This window comes from Gemmatimonadota bacterium, assembly GCA_030747075.1.
Classification (GTDB): domain Bacteria; phylum ARS69; class ARS69; order ARS69; family ARS69; genus ARS69.
Genome location: JASLLL010000021.1, coordinates 17294 through 39620, shown reverse-complemented (window position 1 = coordinate 39620; position 22327 = coordinate 17294). Strand labels below are relative to the sequence as shown.

The window sequence follows — 22327 nt, the reverse complement described above, 5'->3', positions numbered from 1 at the left end:
CTGCTCTCTCCATCTGCGCCGCGCGCAATCGGTGCGTCTCATCGGTCCCCGTCTCCGGCCAGTGCCGCCGCGAGAGCTTCCGTCAGTTCTCGCCCGGATCCCTGGTGGCCCAGTTGCCATATGGCGACACCGCCGACCGTTCCTTCGTGGATTTCGGCACTTTCGAGGACGGCCTTTACCTTCGCCCCCAATGCTTCGGCATCGGTGACCCATGCGCCATCGATCCACTTCTCCAGATAGAGAGGGTGAAGCGGCGCGTCGGACTCTGCGGCGCGATCACGCACCATTGCCCACGGCAAACCGGTACTCGTGTAGAAGGGCAGCCCGACGATGAGCTTCTCCCGTGCCATTCCCAGACGGACGATTTCAGATGCGACTCCGCGAATCGAAGCCTCCAGCGGGTGGTCATAGCCGTCGGGCCAGAAGTCCGCGCTGTGAGACCACGGACCGAGCGCCGGGTTGCGGAAGTCGTAGCCGAAGTAGATCGCGAAATCGACCCACTCCGAGAGGGCCGCGAAGTCGTATCCCCGGAGTCGGCTCCCCGTGGTCACCCCGATTCCAAGCAGCGGCGTCTCTCCGTGGAAGGTCCGCCAGGAACCGGCGTCGATGCGGTCCCGGAACGCCCGCACCAGTGCCACATAGCTCGCGCGCTCCCCGTCCGCGGGAAACTCCCAGTCGATGTCGATGCCGTCGTATCCGGCGTTCTCCGCGAACGCGCAGACATTCGCGGCGAACTGTTCGCGGAGCGATGCGTGGGCCGCGATGGCCGAGAAGATGGCCGCCGGTACCGTTGCTCCCCCGACCGACACGAGCACCAGGCAGTCGGCGTCATGGGCCTCATTCAGGATCGCCTGCCTGGGGATGCCGTTCGTCGGCGTGACATTGCCGGTCGCGTCCGGAATGAGAAACGCCTCGATGAGATGGGTGAACGGACGGAGATCGAGCGAGTCCGCGGGGAGGTTTCCGTAGATGCTCTCCACATAGCCGAAGACTCTGGCGGGTCCCGGTGTCGGTTCGGGAGCCGCATCTCCTTCGGTGGAGGCGATCATGCACGACGCCACGGCGAGTGTGAGGGAGGCGAGTGCGAGAAGCGATGAGACTCGGTTCAACAGATGACTCCCGGAGGGCCGTTCGTCGCGCCGTGTCGCGTCCCGTCAGGACCAGGTCATGCGCTTGCCGCGGAACTCGTCGGTCAGCGCGATCAGTGTGTTCACATCCAGGATGACATTGTAGAGCATCCTGAAGAGCGGACTGAAGAGAAGCAGAGACTTGCTCTCCCGCTCGACCCGTACGCTGAAGGCCGCCGCGTTCAGATCGATCAGGAGGAGATACGCAAACCAGTAGAGGACCGGGCCCGCTGTTCCAACCGAAGCGAGAAGCGCGGCAAACATGATCAGTCCAAAGATGTTGACGAAAGGCCACACCGCCTGCTCGACCAGGAACACTCCCATCCAGATGGGAAGCCCCGCGGGTGACCCCGGCGTATCCCGCCAGCGGTGCCAGACCTTGTTGATCGCCTGGACATTCCCGCGGAGCCAGCGGTAGCGCTGATTCAGAAGCGAGAAGGTCCATGTAGGCGCGGCCGTGAACGAGATGGCCTCCGGCTCATACACGATACCGTGATGGGTCATGAGCACATTCAGCGTGAGATCCGCATCCTCGGCGAAGGTGTCGTTCTCCCACGGCCCTTCGACATAGCCGGGGCTCCGGTCCGCTTCGCGTCGTCGCCGTCCCCACCTTTCGGCCACCTGATTCAGGACGGATCGGCGGAACATGGAGATCGGCCCGGGCGAAATCAGCACGGAGTTGAAGTGGCTCTGCGCGAATCGCGGCATTCCATTCATCAGCGTGTACTCAAGAGCCTGGAGACGCGTGATCAGGTTCTGCCGGTTACGGACACGAACCTGTCCGGCCACCGCGCCGATTCTCGGGTTTGCGAAAGGCCGGATGAGCTTGCGCGCAGCGGCCGTGTCCAGATGCGAATCCGCATCCACGCACAGCACAAAGTCACCCGAGGATTCCCGGAAGGCCAGATTGAGTGCGCTCGACTTGCCGCCGTTCGCCTTCCGCAACACACGAATGTGAATGCCCCCGTGTGTGCCGGTGAACTGCGACGCGATCTTGAATGTGTCGTCACTGGACCCGTCATCCACCACCACGATCTCCAGCGACGGGTAGTCCAGCTCCAGCATCGACTGGAGCGATCGCTCGATCCGTGGCGCTTCGTTGTAGGCGGGCACGAGAATCGAAACCTTCGGCCACACTTTGGGCTGGAGCTTCTGAAAGGTCTTGGACTTTGACCAGCCGAGGTACGCGAAGGCCATCATGATGCTGTAGCGTGTTGCGGAGATGAAGGTGAAGATCAGGAACGAACACCCGAAGATCACGCTGAGGATCCGGCCCGGCCCGGTCAGTTCCGCCGTGATGTCATCCAGCTTCATGAAGTAGTAGATCTGCGCACTCAGCAGAATGGCCACGCCCGCCAGTCCCAGCGCGAGGAAGGGGAAGGGCGACCCGCTTCCTTCCGCGCTGCGGCGTCCCGCGGGCTGGACATGGATGTCGGTGGTCGTGTCCGTACTCATGCGGAACTCAGTGGTGCCAGCAGGCTGTCGAGTCGCTCTCCCGACCATCCCTGTCGAACGGCCGCAAGGCGAGCCGCAGCCATGAGGCCGCCACGGAGGTGGTCCAGCGTGCCGTGGAGTTCCTCATCGCCGAGCATCCGGAGAATCCGCACATAGGCCGCGCAGCTTCCCACGGCGCGCTCCAGCGTGTCGCGACCATGGACCGAGTTCTCGATCCCCTGCCCGAGCAGGACGCAACCCGCGTCGGACACATCCTTTGCGTCCGGGGTGGCGCCGAAACCCATGGCGATCGTCGCGATGTTCCCGAAGCCCTCGGCGCGAAGGACTTCATCCAGCGTGAGCACCACATCCGCTGAGACGCTTCCGTCCGCGATGCTCTCCTTCAGGTGAACCCCAAGATCCGACAACTCGGGGGAGGGGGGTTCGGCCACAGGAGTCTGCGGTGCAGGCGCTTCCTCGACCGGGATCTCGACCGGCTGTGGAATCGGCTGGGCGGCAGCCGCGCCCGCCGTCGGAGCCTCCTCGAAGACCGGGTTCATGAAGGACTCCGGAGTGGTTGCGGGTTCCGCGGGAATCGGCGTGGCGAAGTAGCCCGCCGTGGGTAGTGCGGGAGGGGGTGGGGCAGGAATATGCTCGCGCACGATCTCTCCGGATACCGTCGTTCCGCGGGTCGGGTCGAACTCGACGAACTCGTCGTGGCCCGGTTCGGCCAGTTCGCCCTGGAAGCCGCTCCCGGGAGGGGCCTGGGCCACCGGCGCGGGCGGTGCGGTCGGCGTTACGGCCATGGTCTCCGGGGCCTGCTGCACGGGCGGCGTGGGCGGCGTCGGCACGGGAGGCGCCACGGTCATGGTCTCCGGGGCGGCAGGCGCGGGGGCCGGCGGCACGGGGGGCGTGAACGCGGGCGGGGCGGGTGCGGGCGGAGTCGGCTCGGTGGGAGGGGTCATGGCGACCGGTCCGGCGCCATTGTCGCCACGCCGACGCCGACGGGCGATCCCGGTCACGGGCAGGGCTACCAGTGCGCCCAGCGCAAGCCCGAGCGGCCATCCGAAGTTCGTCGAAGTCCGGCGGACATTCACGCTCACGGGGACCGTTCCACCGGTGGCGACCTCGCGAATGGCGGCCTCCGGCGGGTCGCACGCAATCCTCAGTTCCGTCACTTCGTTCAGAAGCGGGGTGGCCTCCAGGATGGTCCCGTAGAACACCTTGTTCATCGTTTCGCTGGTCAACGCATGGAGCGCGATCTTCATGTCCCCGCCGACCATCGACTGCGCCTGAGACGCGGTGACATGAAGGCGGACCCAGATCTGCTCCGGCTGGTAGAGAACCAGAAGCGGTGACCCATCATTCATGTGGCTGGCGGGAGAAGTAGTGCGGAAGCCGACGAGCGCATCCCAGGGAGCGTCCACGGCGATGGTCTTGCCGGGCTCGCCCAGGAATGCGTCGCACTCCTCGATCTGGATGGCGATCTGCCGGAGTCGCTTGTCGCGAATGGAGCGCGCACGGCCCTTGTCCTCGGTCAGGGCGTCTTCCGCCCCCACGAAGTTCCCCCGGGCCGACTCCAGACTGTCCCGGACCTCAAACAGATACTGCTGCCGACTGTCCAGCAACTCGTCATAGGTGTCCTCCGACGCCACGAGAAGCCGGTTCACCTCGCCGCGCTCGTCCTCCAGCATCTGCTGTCTCTCCAGAAGCTGCTCCAGGCGGCTCTTGGAGATCTCCAGCGTTTCGTTCCGGAGGTCCAGTTCCCGCTGGGAGACCAATCCGTCCTTGTAGAGGTTCTCCGCGGAGTCGTATCCCTTGCGAGCCGTCGCGAGGAAGACGCGGGCCTGCTCGACCTCGTGCTGAATCTGGCTCAGCGTCAGGTCGATCCGGTTTCGCCGGGAGTCGTTGTCGAGCTTCTGGCGCGGGGCGTCACGGACCATGGCGTCCCGCTCTTCGAGAAGATTGCGCTCCTGTTGCTCCAGCTTCACAATGGCGCCGCGGGCTCTCTCGTGCGCTCGCAGGACGCTCGGGTCGATCTCCAGCGGGTGCGACTGGATCAGGTCGTACTCTTCCTGCAGGATCTCCCGCCGTCGGCCGTAGGAGGCGACTTCCTCCTCTTGCTCCTTCCGGTAGAAGGTGACCAGCGCGTCGCCCTCATGGACTCTCGAACGATGGTCGGGGAACATCGGCATATAGCCGGGCCGCGGCATCACGGAGAAGAGGTTGTCGCCGAAGAGAAGCCCCTGGGAGTCGAGGACTCGCCTCCCCGATGTTTCGTGGACGATTCCCACCACGGCGATGAGGAGACAAACCCAGATGAGGGCCGTCAGTGGGGCCCGGCCGGGCGCGGACTCCTGGTCGAGGTCGCGGGCCTTGCCGCGCCGCGAAAGAATGACACGGAGGGCGTAACTCAACGCGAACAGAATGATCCCTGAAATGGCCCCGACGACGACCACGGTCAAGAGACTGGTGGACCCACCGCCCAAGGGAGAACCGGTGGCCAGATTCAGGTTATTCAGCATGGTACTCCCGCCTTGCGTCTGCAATCAGGCACGCATCAGGTGCAACTCGGCCCCCGTGCTCCTTGAAACCTTCAGCCCTTCCGCCACAGTCGGACAGTAATACTAGCACACCGCGACATCTGAACGGGAGAAACTTGCTGGTATCAAACAAGTTGATTCGTCCTCCCTCGTCTGGCGATGTTGGTCGCCGGTGGTGATTCGTCGCGCTTCGCGGTGGCTTCTGATGCCTGCCGCGCTCTCCCCGGTGAATCCGCTGGACTGTTCGGGGATTGTGGCACTTCGTCCGGCCTTGCCTCCGTTCGGGTCTTGCTTCCGTGGCCTCGCGGGTTTCGCGCGGCTTCCCGACTACTCTTCGGCAGGAACGGGGGCACTCTTCAATCTTCTGTGGAACTTCGGTCAGGAAATCCCGGGATTGGGGGTTGCATTGGCGGAACGGGCGGAGGATTCTGGCGTTTTCAGTCCCGAACGCGTTCCCTGAACCATGGGAGGAATGAGTGGTGAAGGAACTGTCCCATCTGGATCGACAGGGTCGCTCCCGCATGGTGGATGTCTCGGAGAAGGAGGTGTCCCGGCGGACGGCGGTCGCAGAGGGCTGTCTGGAGGCTTCCACCGAGACGCTCCATCTTGTGACCACGGGTTCCCTCCCGAAAGGGGACTTCGGTCCGGTTGTCCAGCTGGCGGGCATTGCGGGGGCCAAACGCGCGTCCGAACTCATTCCGCTTTGCCATCCGTTACCCATCGACTTCGTGCAGGTGTCTGTTGAGCCGGATCCTGCCGAAGGGCGGGTGCGCGTGACGGCGACCGTCACGGCTACAGCACGGACGGGGATCGAAATGGAGGCACTGGCCGCGGTCTCGGCGGGGCTTCTCGCGGCGTGGGACATGCTGAAGGCGGTGGACCGGGACCTGCGAATCACAGGGGTCCGCCTGTTGGAGAAGCGGGGCGGGCGGTCCGGAGACTGGAAGGCGAACGCCGGATGACGGCCGATGGCGTGATGCGGGCGGCGGTGGTTACGGTCAGCGACCGGGCGGCGAGCGGCGAGCGCGAGGACGCGAGCGGTCCGGCCCTTCGAGCGGCGCTGGAAGCGGGCGACTGGGAAGTGATCTCCGCGGAAATCGTGCCGGACGAGGCCACCGAACTGGTGGCCGTATTGCGCCGCCTGGCCGACGAAGCGCGCGTGCCGCTGGTTCTGACCACGGGCGGGACAGGCCTCGGACCTCGGGACATCACCCCGGAGGCCACGCGATTGGTCCTGGACCGTGAGGCGCCGGGACTCGCGGAAGAAGCGCGCCGCGTGTCACGAGAGAAGACCCCGTTTGCCGTGCTGTCCCGTGGGGTGGCGGGAACCCGGGGGTCTTCGCTGATCGTGAATCTTCCCGGGAGCCCCCGGGCTGTCGTGGAGGTCTTTGCCGCGCTGGCCCCCGTCCTCCCGCACGCGGTACGAGTGCTTGTGGAGGACACGAAGGAGCATCCCTCGCCGTGAGTGGCCCCTTTGTGGACGGATTCGCGCGAGCTGTCCGCGCGCTTGCGGATGCGAAGTCCGTGGCGGCCTTCACCGGAGCGGGGGTCTCCGCGGAGAGCGGCGTCCCCACATTTCGCGGCGCGGACGGTCTCTGGGAAGGGCACTCCATTGAAGAGGTTGCGACGCCGGAGGCGTTCCACCGTGACCCCGTTCTTGTCTGGAGATTCTATGAGGAGCGCCGGAAGAGGATGGGTTCCGTCGAACCCAATGCCGGGCATGCGGCCCTGCCAAGACTGGAGAAGCTCCTGGGCGAAGTCCCCGTGATCACACAGAACATCGACGGGCTGCACGCTTCCGCGGGGTCGACGCGAGTGATTGAACTGCACGGGAGCCTCTGGCGAGCGCGATGCGCGGCCGGGTGTGGGCGCGTGGAGGATCCGTTTCCGTATCCATCGCCGCAGGTTCCGCCCCTGTGCGACTGCGGGGGGATGCTGCGGCCGGAGGTTGTCTGGTTTCGCGAGGCGCTTCCGGAGGACGCCGTGCGCGATGCCCTGGCTGCCGCCGAGGCGTGCGAGGTGATGCTGGTGATCGGAACCTCCGGCGTGGTCTGGCCCGCTGCCGGGATTCCCGGTCTTGCGCGGGAAGCGGGAGCCTTCACCATCGAGATCAATCCCACACGCAGTGAACTCACTGCGGAGATGGATGTGTCTCTTCGCGGGCCGTCCGCCGTCCTGTTGCCTGAACTGGTGGAGGCCGTCACGCGGGCACGGGGCGACGCCGGGCCGAAGTCTCCGTGAGCCTCCCCGGCGGATCTCTGGATTTCCTGGAGCCGTGGACCCCTGTACTTGGGGGGCTGGCTCTGTTGCTGGGGGTTCTTGCGTTCCGGCTTTACCGGCGTCCCGAGCCGGAGGTTTCGCCACCGACGGCACTCTTGCTCGGCAGCCTGCGGGCGGCGTCACTCGTTCTGATTGTCCTCCTGCTTCTGGCGCCCGTGCTTTCCCGGGAGACTCGCCGGGAGGTTCCGCCCGGGATTGTGGTGCTTCTCGATGCGTCGGCGTCGATGTCGCTTCCGTTCCCGCGCGCGGAGGAGGAGGGGGCATCCCCGACGCCCCCCCCCACGCGTGCCGATCGTGTGGCGGAAGCACTGGCGGGTCCGATTCGCGACCTTCGCGGAATGGGGCGCGTGGAGCTTCTGCGCTTCGGGGGAGAAGTCGTCCCGGCGGACCCTGACGATCTCCCGGCGGCCGTCACCCCTTCGCTTGACCGGACGGACCCGGCGCACGCGCTGGCGGAACTGGCGGGAGCGCGTCGTCACGCGCTCTCAGCGGTGGTGCTGGTGAGTGATGGCGTGCGAACCGCGGGGGCGGACCCGGTGGAAGAGGCTGCGCGGCTGGGTGTCCCGGTGATCGCGGTGGGGGTCGGAGACCGCGGCGGCGTGGCGGATGTGTCGATCGCGGGGGTTTCAGCTTCGCCGGTGGCGTACCTGGACAATCGCGTTCCGATCTCCGCGAGGATTCGGTCTACCGGTGGCGAAGCGCGGGAGATGGTCGTGTTTCTGTCGGAAGGCGAAGTCGTGCTGGACTCGGTGCGGGTGGGCATTCCCGAGGGCGGCGCGTTGACGGAGGTCAAACTGCACTACGAGCCGCATCGGGAGGGGTTGCACCGGTATCGAGTGTGGACCCCGGAGCAGGCCGCCGAAATCTCCACGGAGAATAACGAGCATCCGTTTGCCGTCCGGGTTCTTGCCGAGAAGATCCGCGTCCTTCTGGTGGCCGGGCGTCCCGGCTTCGACACCACTTTCCTGAAGCGTGCACTGGAGGCGGATGTGTCCCTTTCCGTGGACACGATCATTCTCTCGCTGCGGGAACTGGGGGGCGTGTGGGGTGGAGACGCGGCCGCATTTCCCGCCGAAGACCGGGATCTGGCGCAGCTTGACCTGGTGGTGCTGGCGGATGTGCGCCGGGACGACCTCTCCGCCCGGGAGTTCCGGATGCTCCGGCGGTTTGTGGAGGAACGCGGGGGGGCGCTGGCGCTGGCCGGCCCGCCTGAAGCGTTCGACCTGAAGGGTACCGCGCTGGTCGAGTTGCTTCCGGTGGACACGGGGCCGCGGCTTCGCGCGTGGGAAGGGCAGATCTTCCCCAGGCTGACCCCGTCCGGGGCGACGCACCCCGTGACACAGCTTCTTCCCGACCCGGCAGGCAATGAACGCCGCTGGAGCGGGTTGCCGCCGATTGCCTCCGCGCCGGTGTTCGACGCGGTGCATCCGGGTGGCCGCGTTCTCGTGCGCGGCGAGGTGGACGGGGTCGCCCGCCGCGAGCTCCCGCTCATCGTCGCGGGGCGAACTGCGGGAGGCCGCGTTCTTCTTCTCTGCGGAGCGCCGTACTGGAAGTGGGATCTGGCTTCGTGGGGGCTGGGTCGACCGGGAGACTCCTTTCGGCGGCTCGTGTCGCGGGGTGTGAGGTGGCTCGTGGCCCGGGATGATCTCCGGCAGGTGTCCGTGCGCCCCGCGAAGAACCTGTTCGACGGGGCCGAAGAAGTGGTGCTGGAGGGTCGCGTGTTCGACGACGATTTCCGCCCGGTCGCCGGTGCGGATGTGCGTTCTACCATTCGCGGGCCGGTGGGCGGGGCGGGTTCTCGATCGCGGGAGGTTGCCCTCGTGGATCAGGGCAACGGCCGTTACCATGTGTCGACCACCGGACTTCCCCCGGGGGATTATGTGATCGAGAGTCGGGCGCGGCTTGGTGAGGTGACGCTGGGGACCGATGAAGCGGAAATGACCGTCACGCCGTTCCGTCTGGAACTTGTGAATCCCGGGCCCGACCCCGAACTTCTGCGCGAGGTCGCGCGCGCGAGCGGCGGCGCGTTCATTCCGCTGACGGAGGCGAGCCGGATTCCGTCGCTGGTGAATGTGACACCGGTCGTGGAGCGTACCATTCGCGAGCTGCCGTTCCGGGAAAGCCCGGTGCTGTTTGCGGTGCTGGTCGGCCTGCTCGGGCTGGAGTGGGGAATCCGAAAGCGAAGGGGGCTGCCATGAGACGGGAAGGAGCGGTGGCGGCGCTGGCGTTTGCGGGGCTTGCCGTTGCGTTCTTCCCGGAGGCGTCTTCGGGTGCGGGCGCGTTCTTTCACTACGACACCTGGCTCCAGAACCTGACCTTCCGGGCGTGGTGGTTTGCGCAACTGGGGCAGGGGCACTTCGCCACCTGGTGCCCGGGAATGCTGAGCGGTTTTCCGCTCTTCGCGGAGACGCAGACCGGGCCGCTCTACCCGCCGACCTTCCTTCTGTTCAGCACGCTGCCCGCGACGGTCGCTTTCGGGTGGAGTGTCGTGCTGCACTTTGCGTTCGCCGGTCTGGGGGTCTATCTCCTTCTGCGGCGACTCGGTGCGGGGCGTGCCGGGGCGGCCGTGGCGGGGGTCGCGTTTCAGTTCTCGGGCTTCCTTGTGACGCATGTCGTTCACTTCAACCTGCTGACCGGGGCGGCCTGGATGCCGTGGGCGCTCCGCTTCGCGTTGGATGCGTGGCGGGGGAACGGGCGTTCGGCCGCACTTCTGGCGGGGGCCGTGGCGTGCCTGCTCCTGGGCGCGCATCCGTACGCGACGCTCCAGACGCTCCTTCTTCTGGGGCTTGCCCTGCTGGTGGTGTCCCGGGGGGCGCTTGCGCCGCTTCTCGGGGGGGGCGCGGTTCTGACGGGGGCGGTCTGTCTGGGCGCGGCGGTCGCCGCGGTGCAGGTGCTGCCGACGGCGGACTTTCTGCCGCAGACCGCACGCGGGGACGGGGTGGATCGGGCGTTCCTCACCTTTGGGTCGTTCCCGCCGTGGAGCATCGCGGGGCTGGTGAACCCGGATGCAGGCGGCACACCGGTGGACGGCACCTTCTTCGCGGGGCGGGACTGGAGTCACTTTGCGGAAACGGCCGCCTATGCGGGGATTGGGACGCTTGCGCTGGCCGGGGCGGCGCTCGTCCTGGTGCGCGGACGGTTGGCGGGGCTGTTCGCGGGGGGGCTGGCCGCGTCGTTCGTGCTGATGCTGGGGAAGTTCACGCCCGCCTACGATCTCCTGTCGTATCTGCCCCTCTTCCGCTCGACGCGACTCCCCGGGAGGTTCGCCCTGCCGTTCACTCTCTGTCTGGCGGTGCTGGCGGGACTGGGTCTGGACGCACTTCTTCGGGAGGCGTCCCCCGCGCGGCGGCGGCGCGCGCTGGGGGTCGGGGCACTGATTGTGGTGGCGCTGGCCGGATTCGCCTGGGTCGAAGGTGCCCCCGCTCGCGCCCCGGACTCCGCGCTTCTCGCGACAGGTCGACAGTGGGCCGGGCGTGTCGCGGAAATCGCCGTGGCGGCCGATCACTCCGCCATGCGAATGGTCGGTTTCGTGGGGCTTGCACTGGCATCTCTGGTGCCGCTGGCTCTGCGGAAGCGGCCGAGCGCGTGGGCCGGGTGGCTTCCCGCGGGAGTGCTGCTGGTGGATCTGTTCGCCTGGGGGGGTTCGTTCAATCCCGTGATCGACCCGGCCGCAATCCGCGCCGCGCCGCCCGTGGTGTCGGCGCTTCCCCGGACCGCGCCCCGTCCGCGCGTGTTCCGTCAAGGGGTGGCGGAGTACTGGGAGCGCGCCGCCGGGATGCCGCGCGCGGATCTCTTCACGCCGGGATGGGACGGGCACGAGAGCGAATACGCGACGGGCGCATGGGGCCTTCCGCCGAACTCGCAACTGCTCTATGGCGTGGACTCCGGCGAGGGCTTCACTTCGCTCATCCCCCGGCAGTGGCTGGAGTGGATGGGAACGCCCACTGCGCCGGGCGCCACGCCCCGGCCCGACCTCAGCGAAGCGCAGGCGGACCTTCTCGCGCTCGATGCGGTGATCTCCAGCGGGTCGCCGATCGCGGGGGAGGGGTGGGAACCGGTAGAGACGCCGGGGGGGCTTTGGGTGTCGCGCAATCGGGATCCGCTGCCCCGCGTCCGGCTGGCGACCTCCTGGACAACGCGGTCGCGCGAGGATGTGCTGCAGCGCGTGCGGTCGGCGGATCACGACCCGCGCACGGCGGTCCTTCTGGAGGCACCGCCACCCGGCCTGCCCCCGGAGTCCGCCGGAAAAGGAACGGATCGCCCGCTTGCCGCGCGAGAGACGGGCCCGGGTCGGTGGGAGGTGGAAGTGCCGGCGGGAAGTGGTGGGATGGTCGTGCTCGCCGAGTCGTGGGATCCGGGTTGGCGCGTGGAAGACGCCGCTGGCGATCCGGTTCCGGCGTTCCGCGCGGATGGACTCTTTCTGGCGTTTCCCGCGCCGGAGAGCGGGGGGGGGGTCTCCGTCCGGCACCTCCCGCGAACGCTTCCGTGGGGTGCCGGAATCTCCGTGGTGGCGGCGCTTCTCCTGGCGCTTCTCCTGGCGCGTGGATTCCCCGGGCGGCTCCCGGGTCTCCCGATTCCCGACGACTCCGCCTCCGCTCCCCGTGGCCGGTGGGTGGCGCTTGGCGTGGCGGCACTTCTGGTGGCGGCATCGGGCGTGGCGGACCGGGGGGGGTGGCGCGCTGAGCGGGCTGAGACCTCTCTGGAGGGGGCGGCGGTCCGGTCGTGGGCGGCGGAGGCACACGCGGCTTTTCGCGCGGGGGTCCTCCCGCAGGCGGCGAAACTCCTGGACGCGGCCCTCGCCCGGCGGCCCGACGATGCCTCTCTCCGATATCGCCGGGGGCTGGTGGCGCGCTCCGCGGGTGATGAACCGGTCGCCCGGGCCGCCTTCCGCGCGGCCCTCGCGCTGGATCCGGAACTGACGGCCGCCCGCGACGCGCTTCAACAGGCTCCCGCAAGCGGCATTCAGGACCGCTGACTTCGGCCTTCCGGGCGCGGTTGCGTGTGCTCCGGAGGGGGGGCACTCCTTGCGCTCCGGCCTTCCGGGCGCTCTCCGGCGAGCGCGTCTCGGGCCTCCGGATTCCTGGTGGCACGAATAGAAAGATTCGCGTAACCTCTCTCATCCTGCCGGGAAGTGGCCGGAATGTGCCCTGTACAGAAATGGGTGTGGCCCCTTGCATTCTGGCGGGAGTGTGTTCACATAGAGTGTGGACTGGCGTAATGGAGTTGTAAGCACTATTGCCAATGACCCCCGGGCCCCGAAGTCTGGTTCGGGACAGTGCCCCATGCATCTCGGAGAGGATTGATGAACGACAAGAAGCTTGCGGAGATTATTGAGAATGCGGACTTCAAGGTGCTCCAGCGACTGGTTGCGAAGCGCCGCGCCGCCGAGGAGAAACGGCTCAACGCCCTTCTGATTCAGCAGCGTGACCTGAAGTTCGAACTGAAGAAGCTGGAGCGTCAGCTGGACAAGGCGAAGGACGGTCGCGGCCCGCTGTCGAAAGCGCGGAAGTCGAACGCCCGACGGCTGAACGACATCACGCTGGGCGACGCCATCGTCAAGGTGATGGAGCGCCGCACCAAACCCATGCACTACAAGGAACTCTCGCGGCAACTTGTGGAGCGGGATCTCTACCGCACGCGGAGCCAGAACCTGCTGTCCACGGTGGCCGTCACGCTCACGCGCGATGGCCGGTTCAAGAAAACCGAGGCGGGCATGTACGCGTTGAAGGCTTCGGCGCGGCGGCGGTAGTTCGGCCCCCAGCGGCTATCGACCACACGGAGCGGTCAGTCGCCGCCCCCGAGGTCCTTTCGGGCGCGTTCCAGTGCGTCTTCGCGCGTCCGGATCTTCCCCTCCAGTTGGAGGTCCTCCAGTTTCCGAAGTTCCGCCCCGAGATCCGGTCCCGGGTCGTACCCCAGATCCATGAGGTCGTTTCCGGTCACAAGCGGAGCGGGCCGAAGATCCTCCACCGGCAGTTCGGCAAGTCGATCGCGAATGTACTCCCAGTGGTCCATGTCCCGGTGGCTGGAGAGGCAGTCCACGCGGTGGAGCTCCAGGTGGTCCCTGAATCCCGGGGTCCGGAGGAAGCGCTTGAGCGTGGACTCCCGCATCTTCCGAACATCGGCGAACTTCATGTGCTGGTCGACCAGGTCCACGATCGTCTCCCGCGAGGCATTGGAGAAGCGGAGGCGGCGGCACAGGGCATCGGTCATCTGCGACCCGACGCGGGCATGTCGCGGGAAGCGAATCCGATCAGGCCCGTGCTGCATGGTCGGCGGCTTGCCGATATCGTGAAAGAGCGCGGCGAAGGCCAGTTCCACCGACGGCGAGTCCATGTGCTCGAACAAGAGGAGCGTGTGCGTGAGGACATCGCCCTCCGGGTGGAACTCCGGCGGTTGCTCCACGCCGTCCATCGCGGCGACTTCGGGCAGGAGCACGCGGAGAAGCCCGGTCTCGTGGAGAAGGCGCAGAGCCTTCCCGGGGGCGGGGCCGACGAGCATGCGCGTAAGTTCGTCGCGCGTTCGCTCGGGGGCGACGCGTTCTGACCGGGGCGCCATGTCCCGGATGGCCGCGCGGGTTTCCGGGTCGATCGCAAAGCCGAGTTGCGCCGCGAAGCGAATCGCGCGGAGCATACGGAGGTGGTCTTCGCGAAAGCGCGTGGCGGGGTCGCCGATGGCACGCAGCATTCCGGCTTCGAGATCCTCCCTTCCGCCGACGAAATCGAGCACCTCGTCCGTCTCCGGGTCCAGGAAAAGGCCGTTCACGGTGAAGTCCCTGCGGAGGGCATCTTCGCGCTCGTCGGTGAAATGCACGGAACTGGGGTGTCGCCCGTCGAGGTAGGGTCCTTCGCTGCGGAAGGTGGCCACTTCCACGCACTCGCCCCGGTGCGTCACCAGCACCACCCCGAATGCGGCGCCGACTTCCCGGGAGTCCGGGAAGAGCGCGGAGACTTCCTCCGGGCGGGCCGAGGTGGCGATATCCACATCGTGCGGCGGCCTGCCGAGGAGAAGGTCGCGCACGGCTCCCCCCGCGATCAACGCCCGGTGGCCGGCCCCTGACAGGCGCTTCGCGATGGCTCGTGCCGGGTCGAGCTTGCCATGGTCTTCCAGGGTGCACCTCCGACGCGGAGCATAGCCTCCCGAAGAGGTCGCGGGAAGGGTGGCGTGGGAGTGGGCTGCGTCAGGGAGACGCGGCTCCTTCCGTCCATGGCAGGCAGTCCACTTCGAATGACCGGTATCCTGAAAAGCGAAGCCGCGTGGGCGAATCCCCCGCATCTCCGGGGACGCCGGTGATCCACTGCCGCCCCATCTTCGGGTTCGAGGTCACCGTGTAACCGGCTGTTTCCGCGGCGAAGAGGACTTCCATGCCGGGAGCCTCCATCGGGCGAAACCAGGCGGGCATCCACGCGACCGCCGCAACCGGATGCTCACGGACGAAGGATTCCCCTTCGCGGAGAATGCCCGGGGTGTTGAGTCCGAGAAGGTCGACGGTGGGCCGTTCGGAGAAGTAGCGAATCGCGCCCGCATCCGAGGCGGCGACCCATCGGCCGTCGGGGATGTGACGGTGGAGCCACTCACCCAGCGAGCGCTGCACCTCGTGGATGTTGCGGGTGTCGTGGTGCAGGTGGAGGCTTTCGGTTCGGAGAGTGGTGACCGAGCCAAGGGCGGCCAGGGCGACCAGAACCGCGAGCGGCGCTTGAGGTTTGCGGATGCGTCTCCCGAGTGCGTCCGCACCGATCGCCACGCCTGTCAGCAGGAGTGGAACGGCGGGGAGCAGGTAGCGGCGATGGTAGAAGGCAGCGGGATCGACCGGGTCGATGAGTGCGAGATTGGCCAGAAGGAAGGCGACGCCCGCGGCCAGGGGAAGCGCGGCATCCGTTCGGGATGGGCCGCCGTTGCGGCGGGGGAGCGCGACCCCGACGAGAGCCAACCACCCGATGCCGCCGGCAAAGGGGAGCGTACCGATCACAATATCGCGGAAACCCCGGAGCGTGCGCCCCGGGAGTTCGGCGAGGAGCGCGGAGGCCTTGGCGTGGTAGGTCGCGGGGAGGGCGGTGCCGTCCACGCGGAGGTTCCACGCCATGAGCGCGGCTCCGGCGATCAGCGGCGGGAGTGCGAGGCGGGCGAGGTTCTTCGCGCGGGATTCGTCGCGCTGGAGTGACGCGTGCAGGAGGAGGACGGCCAGGACCGCTGCGGACTCCGGTCGTGCGAGACCGGCGAGTGCCGCGAGGATGCCCGCGCGCAGGAAACGATTCTCCAGGACCGCGCGGACCGTCGCGAGGAGCAGGAGCGCGCAGAGCATTACTTCCATTCCCGAAAACGCCGCGACGGCATAGGCGGACGAAAGCGCGGTGAGCGCTCCCGCGGTTGGGCCGGCCCAGCGGCCCGGGGAGATCCGGGCGGCCAGGAGCGAGGCCTCGCGGATGCCGAGAAGGTGGAGCGAAGCGCCTGCCAGGAGCACCGCCGCGACGCGTGCCTCCAGCGCGAATCCTGCCCGATGCACGAGGGCCAGGACGGCCGCCCATGCGGGCGAAGTGCAACCGGTGGACGGGATGCCGGGGTTGTAGGAGAGGAAGCCGTCGGTCGCAAGGCCGCGCCCGTACACCATGTGGATCCATGCGTCGTCGAGGCGGAACCCGAGCGGCCCGGGATGGGCTGCCCTACCCGCGAACCAGAGCGCGGCAAGCACCACGGTACCGAGCGCCGTCGCGTACAGCGCCATCCGCCCGGAGGATTCGCTTTGTGTTCTTGCCGTCGCCGGACGCATTCGCGCTCCCTTTTTCGGTCGCGGGATCATACCGCAAGATGCGGTGCTTGACCGTCGGTCGTCCCCATTCTATGGTGCCGTGGATCGGGTCAGCAGCCTCCGCCGCTCACCCCGCGCCCGATTTCCATGGCACTGCCGGCGTCCGTGCGCAGTCCCCTCGCGGGTCCGGGAGGTCACCAGGGACAGGAAGGCGGAAGCCCTGATGAGGGGAGGACCCCGCGTTCGGGGAACTTCATTCCGCAAGAGAATCGTACGCCGCCGCCGGACGAGGTCACGCGTCCGGGATTGCTGGAAAGAGCTGCACCGGAGGATGGTGGGAGCTTCGGAGGCCTCACGGCCGGAACCCACGGCCTCCTGACGGAACAACTGCAGGGAAAGTCGACGCGCCCCGGGCCTTTTGGTTCGGGGCGTCTCTCCCGCCGGTGCTGCGGGTTCCCGTGACGACGCCTGCCTTCGTCGCGAAAGCGCGGCCGATCCTCAACGGGGCTCAAGGCCCCGCCTGCCTTCGTCGCGAAAGCGAATGAGCGGGAATCGTCTGAATGCGTGAAGGGAAGCGATCAGGCCCGGCCCGGGGAGCGCGGGTGAGGGGGTCGATGCGCGTCAGGTGAGTAAGAGCGACTCATCCGGCCCCCGGTACGGGATCCTGTGCTTGCTGGAATCGGACACGCGCCGGGGCGGGTTTTGAATGCCGTCCGGGAATGTGCGGAAGATAGCGGGCGACGGTGGCCATCGCAGCGGAGCGGCCTGGCCCCGGAGAGGGAGGTGCCTCTCTCGGGAGCATAAAATAAGGGGACGAGGAGGCCATTTCCTCGTCCCCTGAACGATTCCCCGAGCAGGCTGTCCGCCGGGATCACCGTGGGGGTTCCGTTCGCTCCCGGTCGTCGGCGACACACCTCCGCGCGCCAACCGTTGGGAGAGGGCACCCCCGCTTGCCCAACTTCTACGCAAGGATGGGGCCGATTTGTGTGCCCTCCGCGCAAAGACCGCCTAATCGGTGAAAAATCAACCCCTTGCAGATTCTCGTCCGGTCTCCCGCCACGCCATCTCGGGAGGCGGTGTCCCCGATCCGGGACGCCGCTTGCGAAAGAATGTCCCCGATCCGGGACACTCATCGGACCACAAATAGCAGACGCAGAGGGGTGGACTACCAGACAGGTGTCTGGTAGTGTGGGGTGGGTCCGACAGAGCGAGGGAGAAAACAAAGATGGCCATCGAAAGAATCGAGGAACCCATTGTCGCCCTGGTCCGGTTTGGTGAAGGGGGGATTCGCCCCATGCGCTTCCGGTGGAGAAACCGCGACTTTACGGTCGCCGAGGTGGCCGGCACCTGGATCAAACGGGTGGGAGAGGATCGCGTGCATTTCTTTTCTCTCGGGGTGGGCACACAGGACTACTACGAGATCAGCTATGAGCCAAGAACCAGCCGGTGGAAACTCATGAACATCTATCTCGAAGGATGACGCCCCTTTCTCCCCGGGAAGAGGAAATCCTCCGGCTTCGGATTGCTCATGTGGATATGGATGCGTTCTTTGCGTCGGTCGAAGAAAAAATGAGGCCTCCGCTTTCCAAAGTCCCGCTGGCGGTGGGAGGGGAACCGGGAAGCCGGGGAGTCGTGTCGACGGCCAATTACCGGGCACGGGGTTTCGGTGTGGGGTCGGGGATGCCCCTGGGGCGTGCCATGGGGTTGTGTCCGGGGCTTGTGAGGGTGCCGACGGATGGAGCGAAGTACCGCCACTTTTCTCTGGCGGTACTGAAGATTCTGGATCGATTTACTCCGTGGGTGGAACCGGCATCGGTCGATGAGGCCTTTCTGGATTTCAACGGACTGGAGCGTCGATGGCCGGATCTCCGGGAAGCGGCCCGGAAGATCCAGGAATGTATTGCCACCGAAGTCGGGGTGACGGCATCGGTCGGAGTGGGACCGGGGAAAATGATCGCCAAGATCGCATCCGGTCTCAACAAACCCGCCGGGGTCACGGTGCTGACGAGGAGCGGCTTTCGGAGTCTCGTGGGGGAAATGCCGGTGGGGAAGTTGTGGGGAGTCGGAGAGAAAACAGAGGCCGCTCTTCACAGAATGGGCATCGTGCGGGTGAAGGACCTGGCGGCAGCAGATCCCTCATTGCTGGCGGATCGCCTGGGAGAAGCGGGTCTGTGGCTGGGTCGCTCGGCACGCGGGGAACTGGAAGCGGAAGTCGTCCCCTATTTCGAGCAGGTCCCGGAGAAATCGATGGGACACGAGGTGACCCCGGCGGAAGACATGGCGGATCCTGCGGAGGTGCGCGGAGTTCTCAGGTCTCTGTCGGAAAAGGTGTCACGCAGACTTCGCAAGAAGGGCAGATCGGGAAGAACGATCACACTGAAGATTCGCTTCCCGGATTTCAAGACCATCACCCGCAATCGCACGCTGGACTTTCCCACGGATGACGGCCGTAAGATCTCCGGCATTGCCCACAACCTCTGGGACTCCGCCGGTTCCCTTCCGGTGCGTCTGCTCGGGGTGTCGGTGTCCGGACTGGAGGAGGGTTCTTCGGGAAGACAGGAGGAGCTGTTTGAAAACGCTCAGGAGAGGGAATCCCTGCTTCAGGCGGTGGACGGAATCAGGGATCGCTGGGGAGAAAGAGTGATCGGGTTCGGGGGGCGTCGTTGAAAGAGGGCACCGGATCACCTTTGCGGAGGGTGCCCGTCGGACTTCTCCTAGAACAGCGTGTAGATCAGCGGGGACAGCGGCGTGGCCATCAGAATCATGAACCCGCCCAGAAGAACCGCCGCCAGAATGATGGGTGTCAGCCACCACTTCTTGTTCTCCCGAAGCAGGCCCCAGAACTCACTCAGCATTCCCCGGGGCTTTCCACCGGCCTGTTCGGCGAACCGGCGAGCCTTTGCGCTTTGGTCGGGCTTCATTTCGGTCACGCTCGCACCTTGTCAGAACTGTCGCAGGTACCGGGAGGAATCTCCGGCCACTTTCCGCTTCTGCCAGAATGAAGGGGCATCGGGGTCCTTCCGCCGACAAAGCGGATCATACCTCCCGATTCGCATCAGAAGCCCGATTGGCATCATAATCGCGAAGTATAGCACGACCAACACGAGGTGAGAGATCGTCCACCCCAGCGGGAAGAAGAGCCTCATCCACCCCAGGTAGATTGGGACTCGGAGCCTGTCTACCGCGAAATAACCCGCCGTGACCACGCCTCCCGCATACCACATCGCCGCTCCCGCAGTCGGGGCATCGAACCGGAAGCGTGCCACTGCGCCAATCACTCCGAAGAACACGAGGAGGATAACCCCGAACCAGAGGAGATCGCGTCGCGAAGGCTGCCGGTTGAGTTCAATCATGCTCACGGGTGCCCCCCGGTCCTGTCGTCTTCGGGCCGCTTCCCGATCATGACGAAAAACCCGCCCTCCTTCTGCCCCGGCGCGACGATCTGCGTGGCCTGCACGAGGAACCGGTCGAGTGCCGTTCCCGGCGACTGGGGTTCGAAGAGGTGCCCGCCCCCGAGTCCATCATCCTCCAGTCGCATGGCGGGCACGCCCCGCACGAAGTCGATTCCGGTGCGCTCAAACCAACCCAGCACTTCCCCGAAGGTATGCAGCGACTCATGCGGGTTGCGGTACTGATCCTCAAACCAGGTGCGGGCCTTTTCGCTCTCCGCTCCTCCTGCGCGGAGGATCGGATCGATCCACCGGGCGCGGCCGCCTGTGACACGGAAGAACTGGCGGCGCAGGTTGGTGAACAGCCGCCCGGTTCGGTTGTACAGACCGATCACGATGTGTCCTCCCGGCTTCACGAGTTCCGAAAGCCCCGCGAAACCGGCAAACGGGTCCGCGGTGTGATGCAGGACTCCCGTGCAGATCACGACATCGAAACTCCGTGGTTTTGCGGCGGGACGGAACAGGTTCATCTGGATGAACCGCACGCGGTCGAGATCGTGTTCGCGCCGGAAGCGTTCTCCGAGCCGCAGCGAGTTCAGACACAGGTCCGTTGCGATCACATGCCGACAGGACATCCCGAGGAAGTTCGCCAACTGTCCCGTCCCGCATCCGGCTTCCAGTACCGTGGCATTGTGGGGGATCGTCTCGTCGAGACGGCGTGCGTAAAGACCCCGGCGCGACTTCTCGATCAGCGAACGAACGGAGTCGAACTCGTCATAGTTCGGGAACGGGGTCTCTTCGTAGAAGGACCGGATGCGATCCGTGATGTCATCGGAATCGCCGTAGTTTTCATGCGGATGAAAGAGACGCGGGATGTTCCCTTCACAGGCGAACGCGTGATTGCAGGCTTCGCAGACAAGGTTCCCGTCGCGAGGCATGAGTCGCGCTCCGCAGCACGGACTCGCCAGCGCGTCCGCGAGCGCGGAATCCACCAACGGGCCCGCGGTGGGCTGCGCTTGTTTGCGCAGCAGGAAGTTCCCCATGCACAGCACATCGATCCCGGAAGACATGAAGGTGTCATACGCGTCCGCGGGGGATCGCACAATCGGTTCCCACCCGAGGTTGAAGCTCGTATTCACCAGAACAGGGCAGTCCGTCCTTGCGTGAAATGCGCGAAGAAGCCGGTGCAGGAGCGGGAAGCGTTCCGCATCCACGGTCTGCACGCGAGCGGAGCCGTTCACATGCGTGACAGCCGGGATGACCGACCGCCGCTGCTGAAGAAGGTCCAGTCCCTCGGCGTCCGGATCTTCCGGTGGCACACACTTGTCTTCCGCTACGGGGGCGACCAGAAGCATGTACGGACTCTCCTGATCGGGACGCATCTCGAAGTACTCGGAGGCGTGTTCCCGGAGCACGATGGGGGCGAAGGGGCGGAAGCCCTCGCGGAACTTCACCTTCCGGTTGATCACCGACTGCATGCGCGGGTCTCTGGCGTCGCCGAGAATGCTCCGGCAACCCAGCGCGCGCGGCCCGAACTCCATGCGCCCCTGAAACCAGCCGACCACCTTTCCATCGGCAAGTGAGGCCGCCACCTCTTCGCAGAGAACGGTCTTGTCGTCCACACGCTCATAGCGTGCCCCGACGCTCTCCAGAAAGTCCTCGATCTCCGTATCGTCAAAGGACTCGCCCAGAAGCGATCCGGACTGCGCATCCCCGGCTTCCGGCACCCGTTCATTGTCGAGAAGTTGATGCCACACGAGAAGCGCCACCCCGAGCGCGCCGCCCGCGTCCCCCGCGGCAGGTTGAATCCAGACATTCTCGAACGGGCCCTCTCGCAGGATGCGCCCGTTTCCCACGCAGTTCAGCGCAACGCCTCCGGCAAGGCACAGGTTCTGCTGTCCGGTCTCTTTGTGCACATGGGCCGCGGCACGCAGCATGATCCACTCGATGACCTGCTGGATGGATGCGGCAATGTCCATGTCGCGCTGCGTGAGTGGCGACTCCGGTCTCCGGGCCGGGCCGCCCAGGAGTTGCTCGAACTTCGCCGAGATCATCATGTGCCCGTGACAGTAGTTGAAGTACCGCATGTCGAGCCGGAACGAACCGTCGTCCTTCAGATCCACCATTCGTTCCAGAATGAGGTCCGCGTAGCGGGGTTCCCCGTACGGCGCGAGCCCCATGAGTTTGTACTCGCCGCTGTTGACCGCAAAGCCCGCGTATTGCGTGAACGCGGAATACAGGAGCCCCGGCGAATGCGGGAACCGCTGCTCGTGCGTCAACTCGATCCGGTTCCCGTGCCCGACGCCCCAGGTGGCGGTGGCCCATTCCCCGACCCCGTCGAGCGTCAGTATGGCCGCGTCTTCAAACGGCGACGGGAAGAACGCGCTGGCCGCGTGGGATTCGTGGTGTTCCGCAAAGACGAAACTCTTGCCGTACTGGTTTCCGAGGCCGCGGTTCATCTCGCGAGGAAGGCGGAGCTTCACCTTCATCCAGAGGGGAAGCGCCTTCGCGAAAGCCCGGAACCCGGCCGGTGCGTACGCGAGGTGTGTTTCCAGCAGGCGGTCGAACTTCTGATACGGCTTGTCGTAAAAGCCGACGAAGTCGAGATCCTGCGCGGCGATCCCCGCCTGCTTCAGGCAGGACTCCACCGCTTGCGTCGGAAATCGGTCGTCATGTTTGACGCGGGAGAAGCGTTCCTCCTGCGCGGCGGCCACGACCTTTCCGTCCACGACGAGCGCGGCGGCCGCGTCATGGTAGAACGCCGAGATGCCAAGTATTGCCGTCACATGCACTCCCGGGTCGGCTGGATGG

Annotated in this window: 16 protein-coding genes and 1 pseudogene; 8 read left to right on the top strand and 9 right to left on the bottom strand. The window is 66.2% G+C overall.

Annotated features, from left to right (window positions below):
- Nucleotides 1-38: 38 nt before the first annotated feature.
- From QF819_07800 to QF819_07790, 3 genes are read right to left on the bottom strand one after another with little or no spacing between them, the layout of a single operon-like run.
- Nucleotides 39-1109 carry a glycoside hydrolase family 18 protein gene (locus tag QF819_07800; protein MDP6803062.1) on the bottom strand — a complete coding sequence of 357 codons (1071 nt, stop codon included), beginning with the start codon at nucleotides 1107-1109 and terminating at the stop codon, nucleotides 39-41.
- 45 nt (nucleotides 1110-1154) lie between these two features.
- Nucleotides 1155-2582 carry a glycosyltransferase family 2 protein gene (locus QF819_07795; GenBank protein MDP6803061.1) on the bottom strand — a complete coding sequence of 476 codons (1428 nt, stop codon included), beginning with the start codon at nucleotides 2580-2582 and terminating at the stop codon, nucleotides 1155-1157.
- Nucleotides 2579-5086: a hypothetical protein gene (locus QF819_07790; protein MDP6803060.1), complete on the bottom strand. Its 2508-nt coding sequence runs from the start codon at nucleotides 5084-5086 to the stop codon at nucleotides 2579-2581. The genes QF819_07795 and QF819_07790 overlap by 4 nt, the downstream gene beginning before the upstream one ends.
- 497 nt (nucleotides 5087-5583) lie before the next feature.
- Between QF819_07790 and moaC the strand changes: the two genes are divergently transcribed.
- The 6 genes from moaC to QF819_07760 all read left to right on the top strand — a co-directional run bounded on the left by moaC (nucleotide 5584) and on the right by QF819_07760 (nucleotide 13133).
- Nucleotides 5584-6066 carry a cyclic pyranopterin monophosphate synthase MoaC gene (gene moaC / locus QF819_07785; GenBank protein MDP6803059.1) on the top strand — a complete coding sequence of 161 codons (483 nt, stop codon included), beginning with the start codon at nucleotides 5584-5586 and terminating at the stop codon, nucleotides 6064-6066.
- Nucleotides 6067-6077: 11 nt separating this feature from the next.
- Nucleotides 6078-6569 carry a MogA/MoaB family molybdenum cofactor biosynthesis protein gene (locus QF819_07780; GenBank protein MDP6803058.1) on the top strand — a complete coding sequence of 164 codons (492 nt, stop codon included), beginning with the start codon at nucleotides 6078-6080 and terminating at the stop codon, nucleotides 6567-6569.
- Nucleotides 6566-7345, top strand: a complete 780-nt coding sequence (locus QF819_07775) for an NAD-dependent deacylase (protein MDP6803057.1) — start codon at nucleotides 6566-6568, stop codon at nucleotides 7343-7345. Before QF819_07780 ends, QF819_07775 begins: the two co-directional genes overlap by 4 nt.
- On the top strand, nucleotides 7342-9582 hold the full coding sequence (locus tag QF819_07770; GenBank protein MDP6803056.1) for a VWA domain-containing protein: 2241 nt from the start codon (nucleotides 7342-7344) through the stop codon (nucleotides 9580-9582). Before QF819_07775 ends, QF819_07770 begins: the two co-directional genes overlap by 4 nt.
- Nucleotides 9579-12359, top strand: coding sequence for a hypothetical protein (locus tag QF819_07765; protein ID MDP6803055.1), 2781 nt, complete (start codon nucleotides 9579-9581; stop codon nucleotides 12357-12359). The genes QF819_07770 and QF819_07765 overlap by 4 nt, the downstream gene beginning before the upstream one ends.
- 327 nt (nucleotides 12360-12686) lie before the next feature.
- Nucleotides 12687-13133: an HTH domain-containing protein gene (locus tag QF819_07760; GenBank protein MDP6803054.1), complete on the top strand. Its 447-nt coding sequence runs from the start codon at nucleotides 12687-12689 to the stop codon at nucleotides 13131-13133.
- A 35-nt stretch (nucleotides 13134-13168) separates the two neighbouring features.
- Here QF819_07760 and QF819_07755 read toward each other — a convergent pair whose 3' ends face one another.
- Together QF819_07755 and QF819_07750 are read right to left on the bottom strand one after the other, a co-directional pair.
- Nucleotides 13169-14401 carry a CCA tRNA nucleotidyltransferase gene (locus QF819_07755; protein ID MDP6803053.1) on the bottom strand — a complete coding sequence of 411 codons (1233 nt, stop codon included), beginning with the start codon at nucleotides 14399-14401 and terminating at the stop codon, nucleotides 13169-13171.
- A 160-nt stretch (nucleotides 14402-14561) separates the two neighbouring features.
- Nucleotides 14562-16103 carry a hypothetical protein gene (locus tag QF819_07750; protein MDP6803052.1) on the bottom strand — a complete coding sequence of 514 codons (1542 nt, stop codon included), beginning with the start codon at nucleotides 16101-16103 and terminating at the stop codon, nucleotides 14562-14564.
- Between the two features lie 1249 nt (nucleotides 16104-17352).
- On the opposite strand from QF819_07750, the gene QF819_07745 reads away from it, so the two are divergent.
- Nucleotides 17353-17607 (top strand): hypothetical protein, encoded by a 255-nt coding sequence (locus QF819_07745; GenBank protein ID MDP6803051.1) that lies wholly within the window; start codon nucleotides 17353-17355, stop codon nucleotides 17605-17607.
- On the top strand, nucleotides 17604-18794 hold the full coding sequence (gene dinB, locus QF819_07740) for a DNA polymerase IV (protein MDP6803050.1): 1191 nt from the start codon (nucleotides 17604-17606) through the stop codon (nucleotides 18792-18794). Before QF819_07745 ends, dinB begins: the two co-directional genes overlap by 4 nt.
- 47 nt (nucleotides 18795-18841) lie before the next feature.
- Here dinB and QF819_07735 read toward each other — a convergent pair whose 3' ends face one another.
- The 4 genes and pseudogenes from QF819_07735 to QF819_07720 form a co-directional block, all read right to left on the bottom strand.
- Complete coding sequence (locus QF819_07735; GenBank protein MDP6803049.1) at nucleotides 18842-19048, bottom strand: DUF5989 family protein; 207 nt, start codon at nucleotides 19046-19048, stop codon at nucleotides 18842-18844.
- Nucleotides 19049-19069: 21 nt separating this feature from the next.
- Nucleotides 19070-19480, bottom strand: coding sequence for an SxtJ family membrane protein (locus tag QF819_07730; protein MDP6803048.1), 411 nt, complete (start codon nucleotides 19478-19480; stop codon nucleotides 19070-19072).
- Between the two features lie 2 nt (nucleotides 19481-19482).
- A complete protein-coding gene (locus QF819_07725; protein MDP6803047.1) occupies nucleotides 19483-20454 on the bottom strand; it encodes a methyltransferase domain-containing protein in 972 nt (323 codons plus the stop codon).
- A 69-nt stretch (nucleotides 20455-20523) separates the two neighbouring features.
- Nucleotides 20524-22302, bottom strand: a pseudogene (locus QF819_07720) (carbamoyltransferase).
- Nucleotides 22303-22327: the final 25 nt, after the last annotated feature.

Bases quoted from the DNA above. Each gene is read 5' to 3' on its own strand.
- QF819_07795 (MDP6803061.1), bottom strand. From the start codon at position 2,582: ATGAGTACGGACACGACCACCGACATCCATGTCCAGCCCGCGGGACGC.
- QF819_07790 (MDP6803060.1), bottom strand. From the start codon at position 5,086: ATGCTGAATAACCTGAATCTGGCCACCGGTTCTCCCTTGGGCGGTGGG.
- QF819_07765 (MDP6803055.1), top strand. From the start codon at position 9,579: ATGAGACGGGAAGGAGCGGTGGCGGCGCTGGCGTTTGCGGGGCTTGCC.
- QF819_07760 (MDP6803054.1), top strand. From the start codon at position 12,687: ATGAACGACAAGAAGCTTGCGGAGATTATTGAGAATGCGGACTTCAAG.
- QF819_07750 (MDP6803052.1), bottom strand. From the start codon at position 16,103: ATGGCGCTGTACGCGACGGCGCTCGGTACCGTGGTGCTTGCCGCGCTC.
- QF819_07745 (MDP6803051.1), top strand. From the start codon at position 17,353: ATGGCCATCGAAAGAATCGAGGAACCCATTGTCGCCCTGGTCCGGTTT.
- dinB (MDP6803050.1), top strand. From the start codon at position 17,604: ATGACGCCCCTTTCTCCCCGGGAAGAGGAAATCCTCCGGCTTCGGATT.
- QF819_07735 (MDP6803049.1), bottom strand. From the start codon at position 19,048: ATGAAGCCCGACCAAAGCGCAAAGGCTCGCCGGTTCGCCGAACAGGCC.
- QF819_07730 (MDP6803048.1), bottom strand. From the start codon at position 19,480: ATGATTGAACTCAACCGGCAGCCTTCGCGACGCGATCTCCTCTGGTTC.
- QF819_07725 (MDP6803047.1), bottom strand. From the start codon at position 20,454: ATGCCTCGCGACGGGAACCTTGTCTGCGAAGCCTGCAATCACGCGTTC.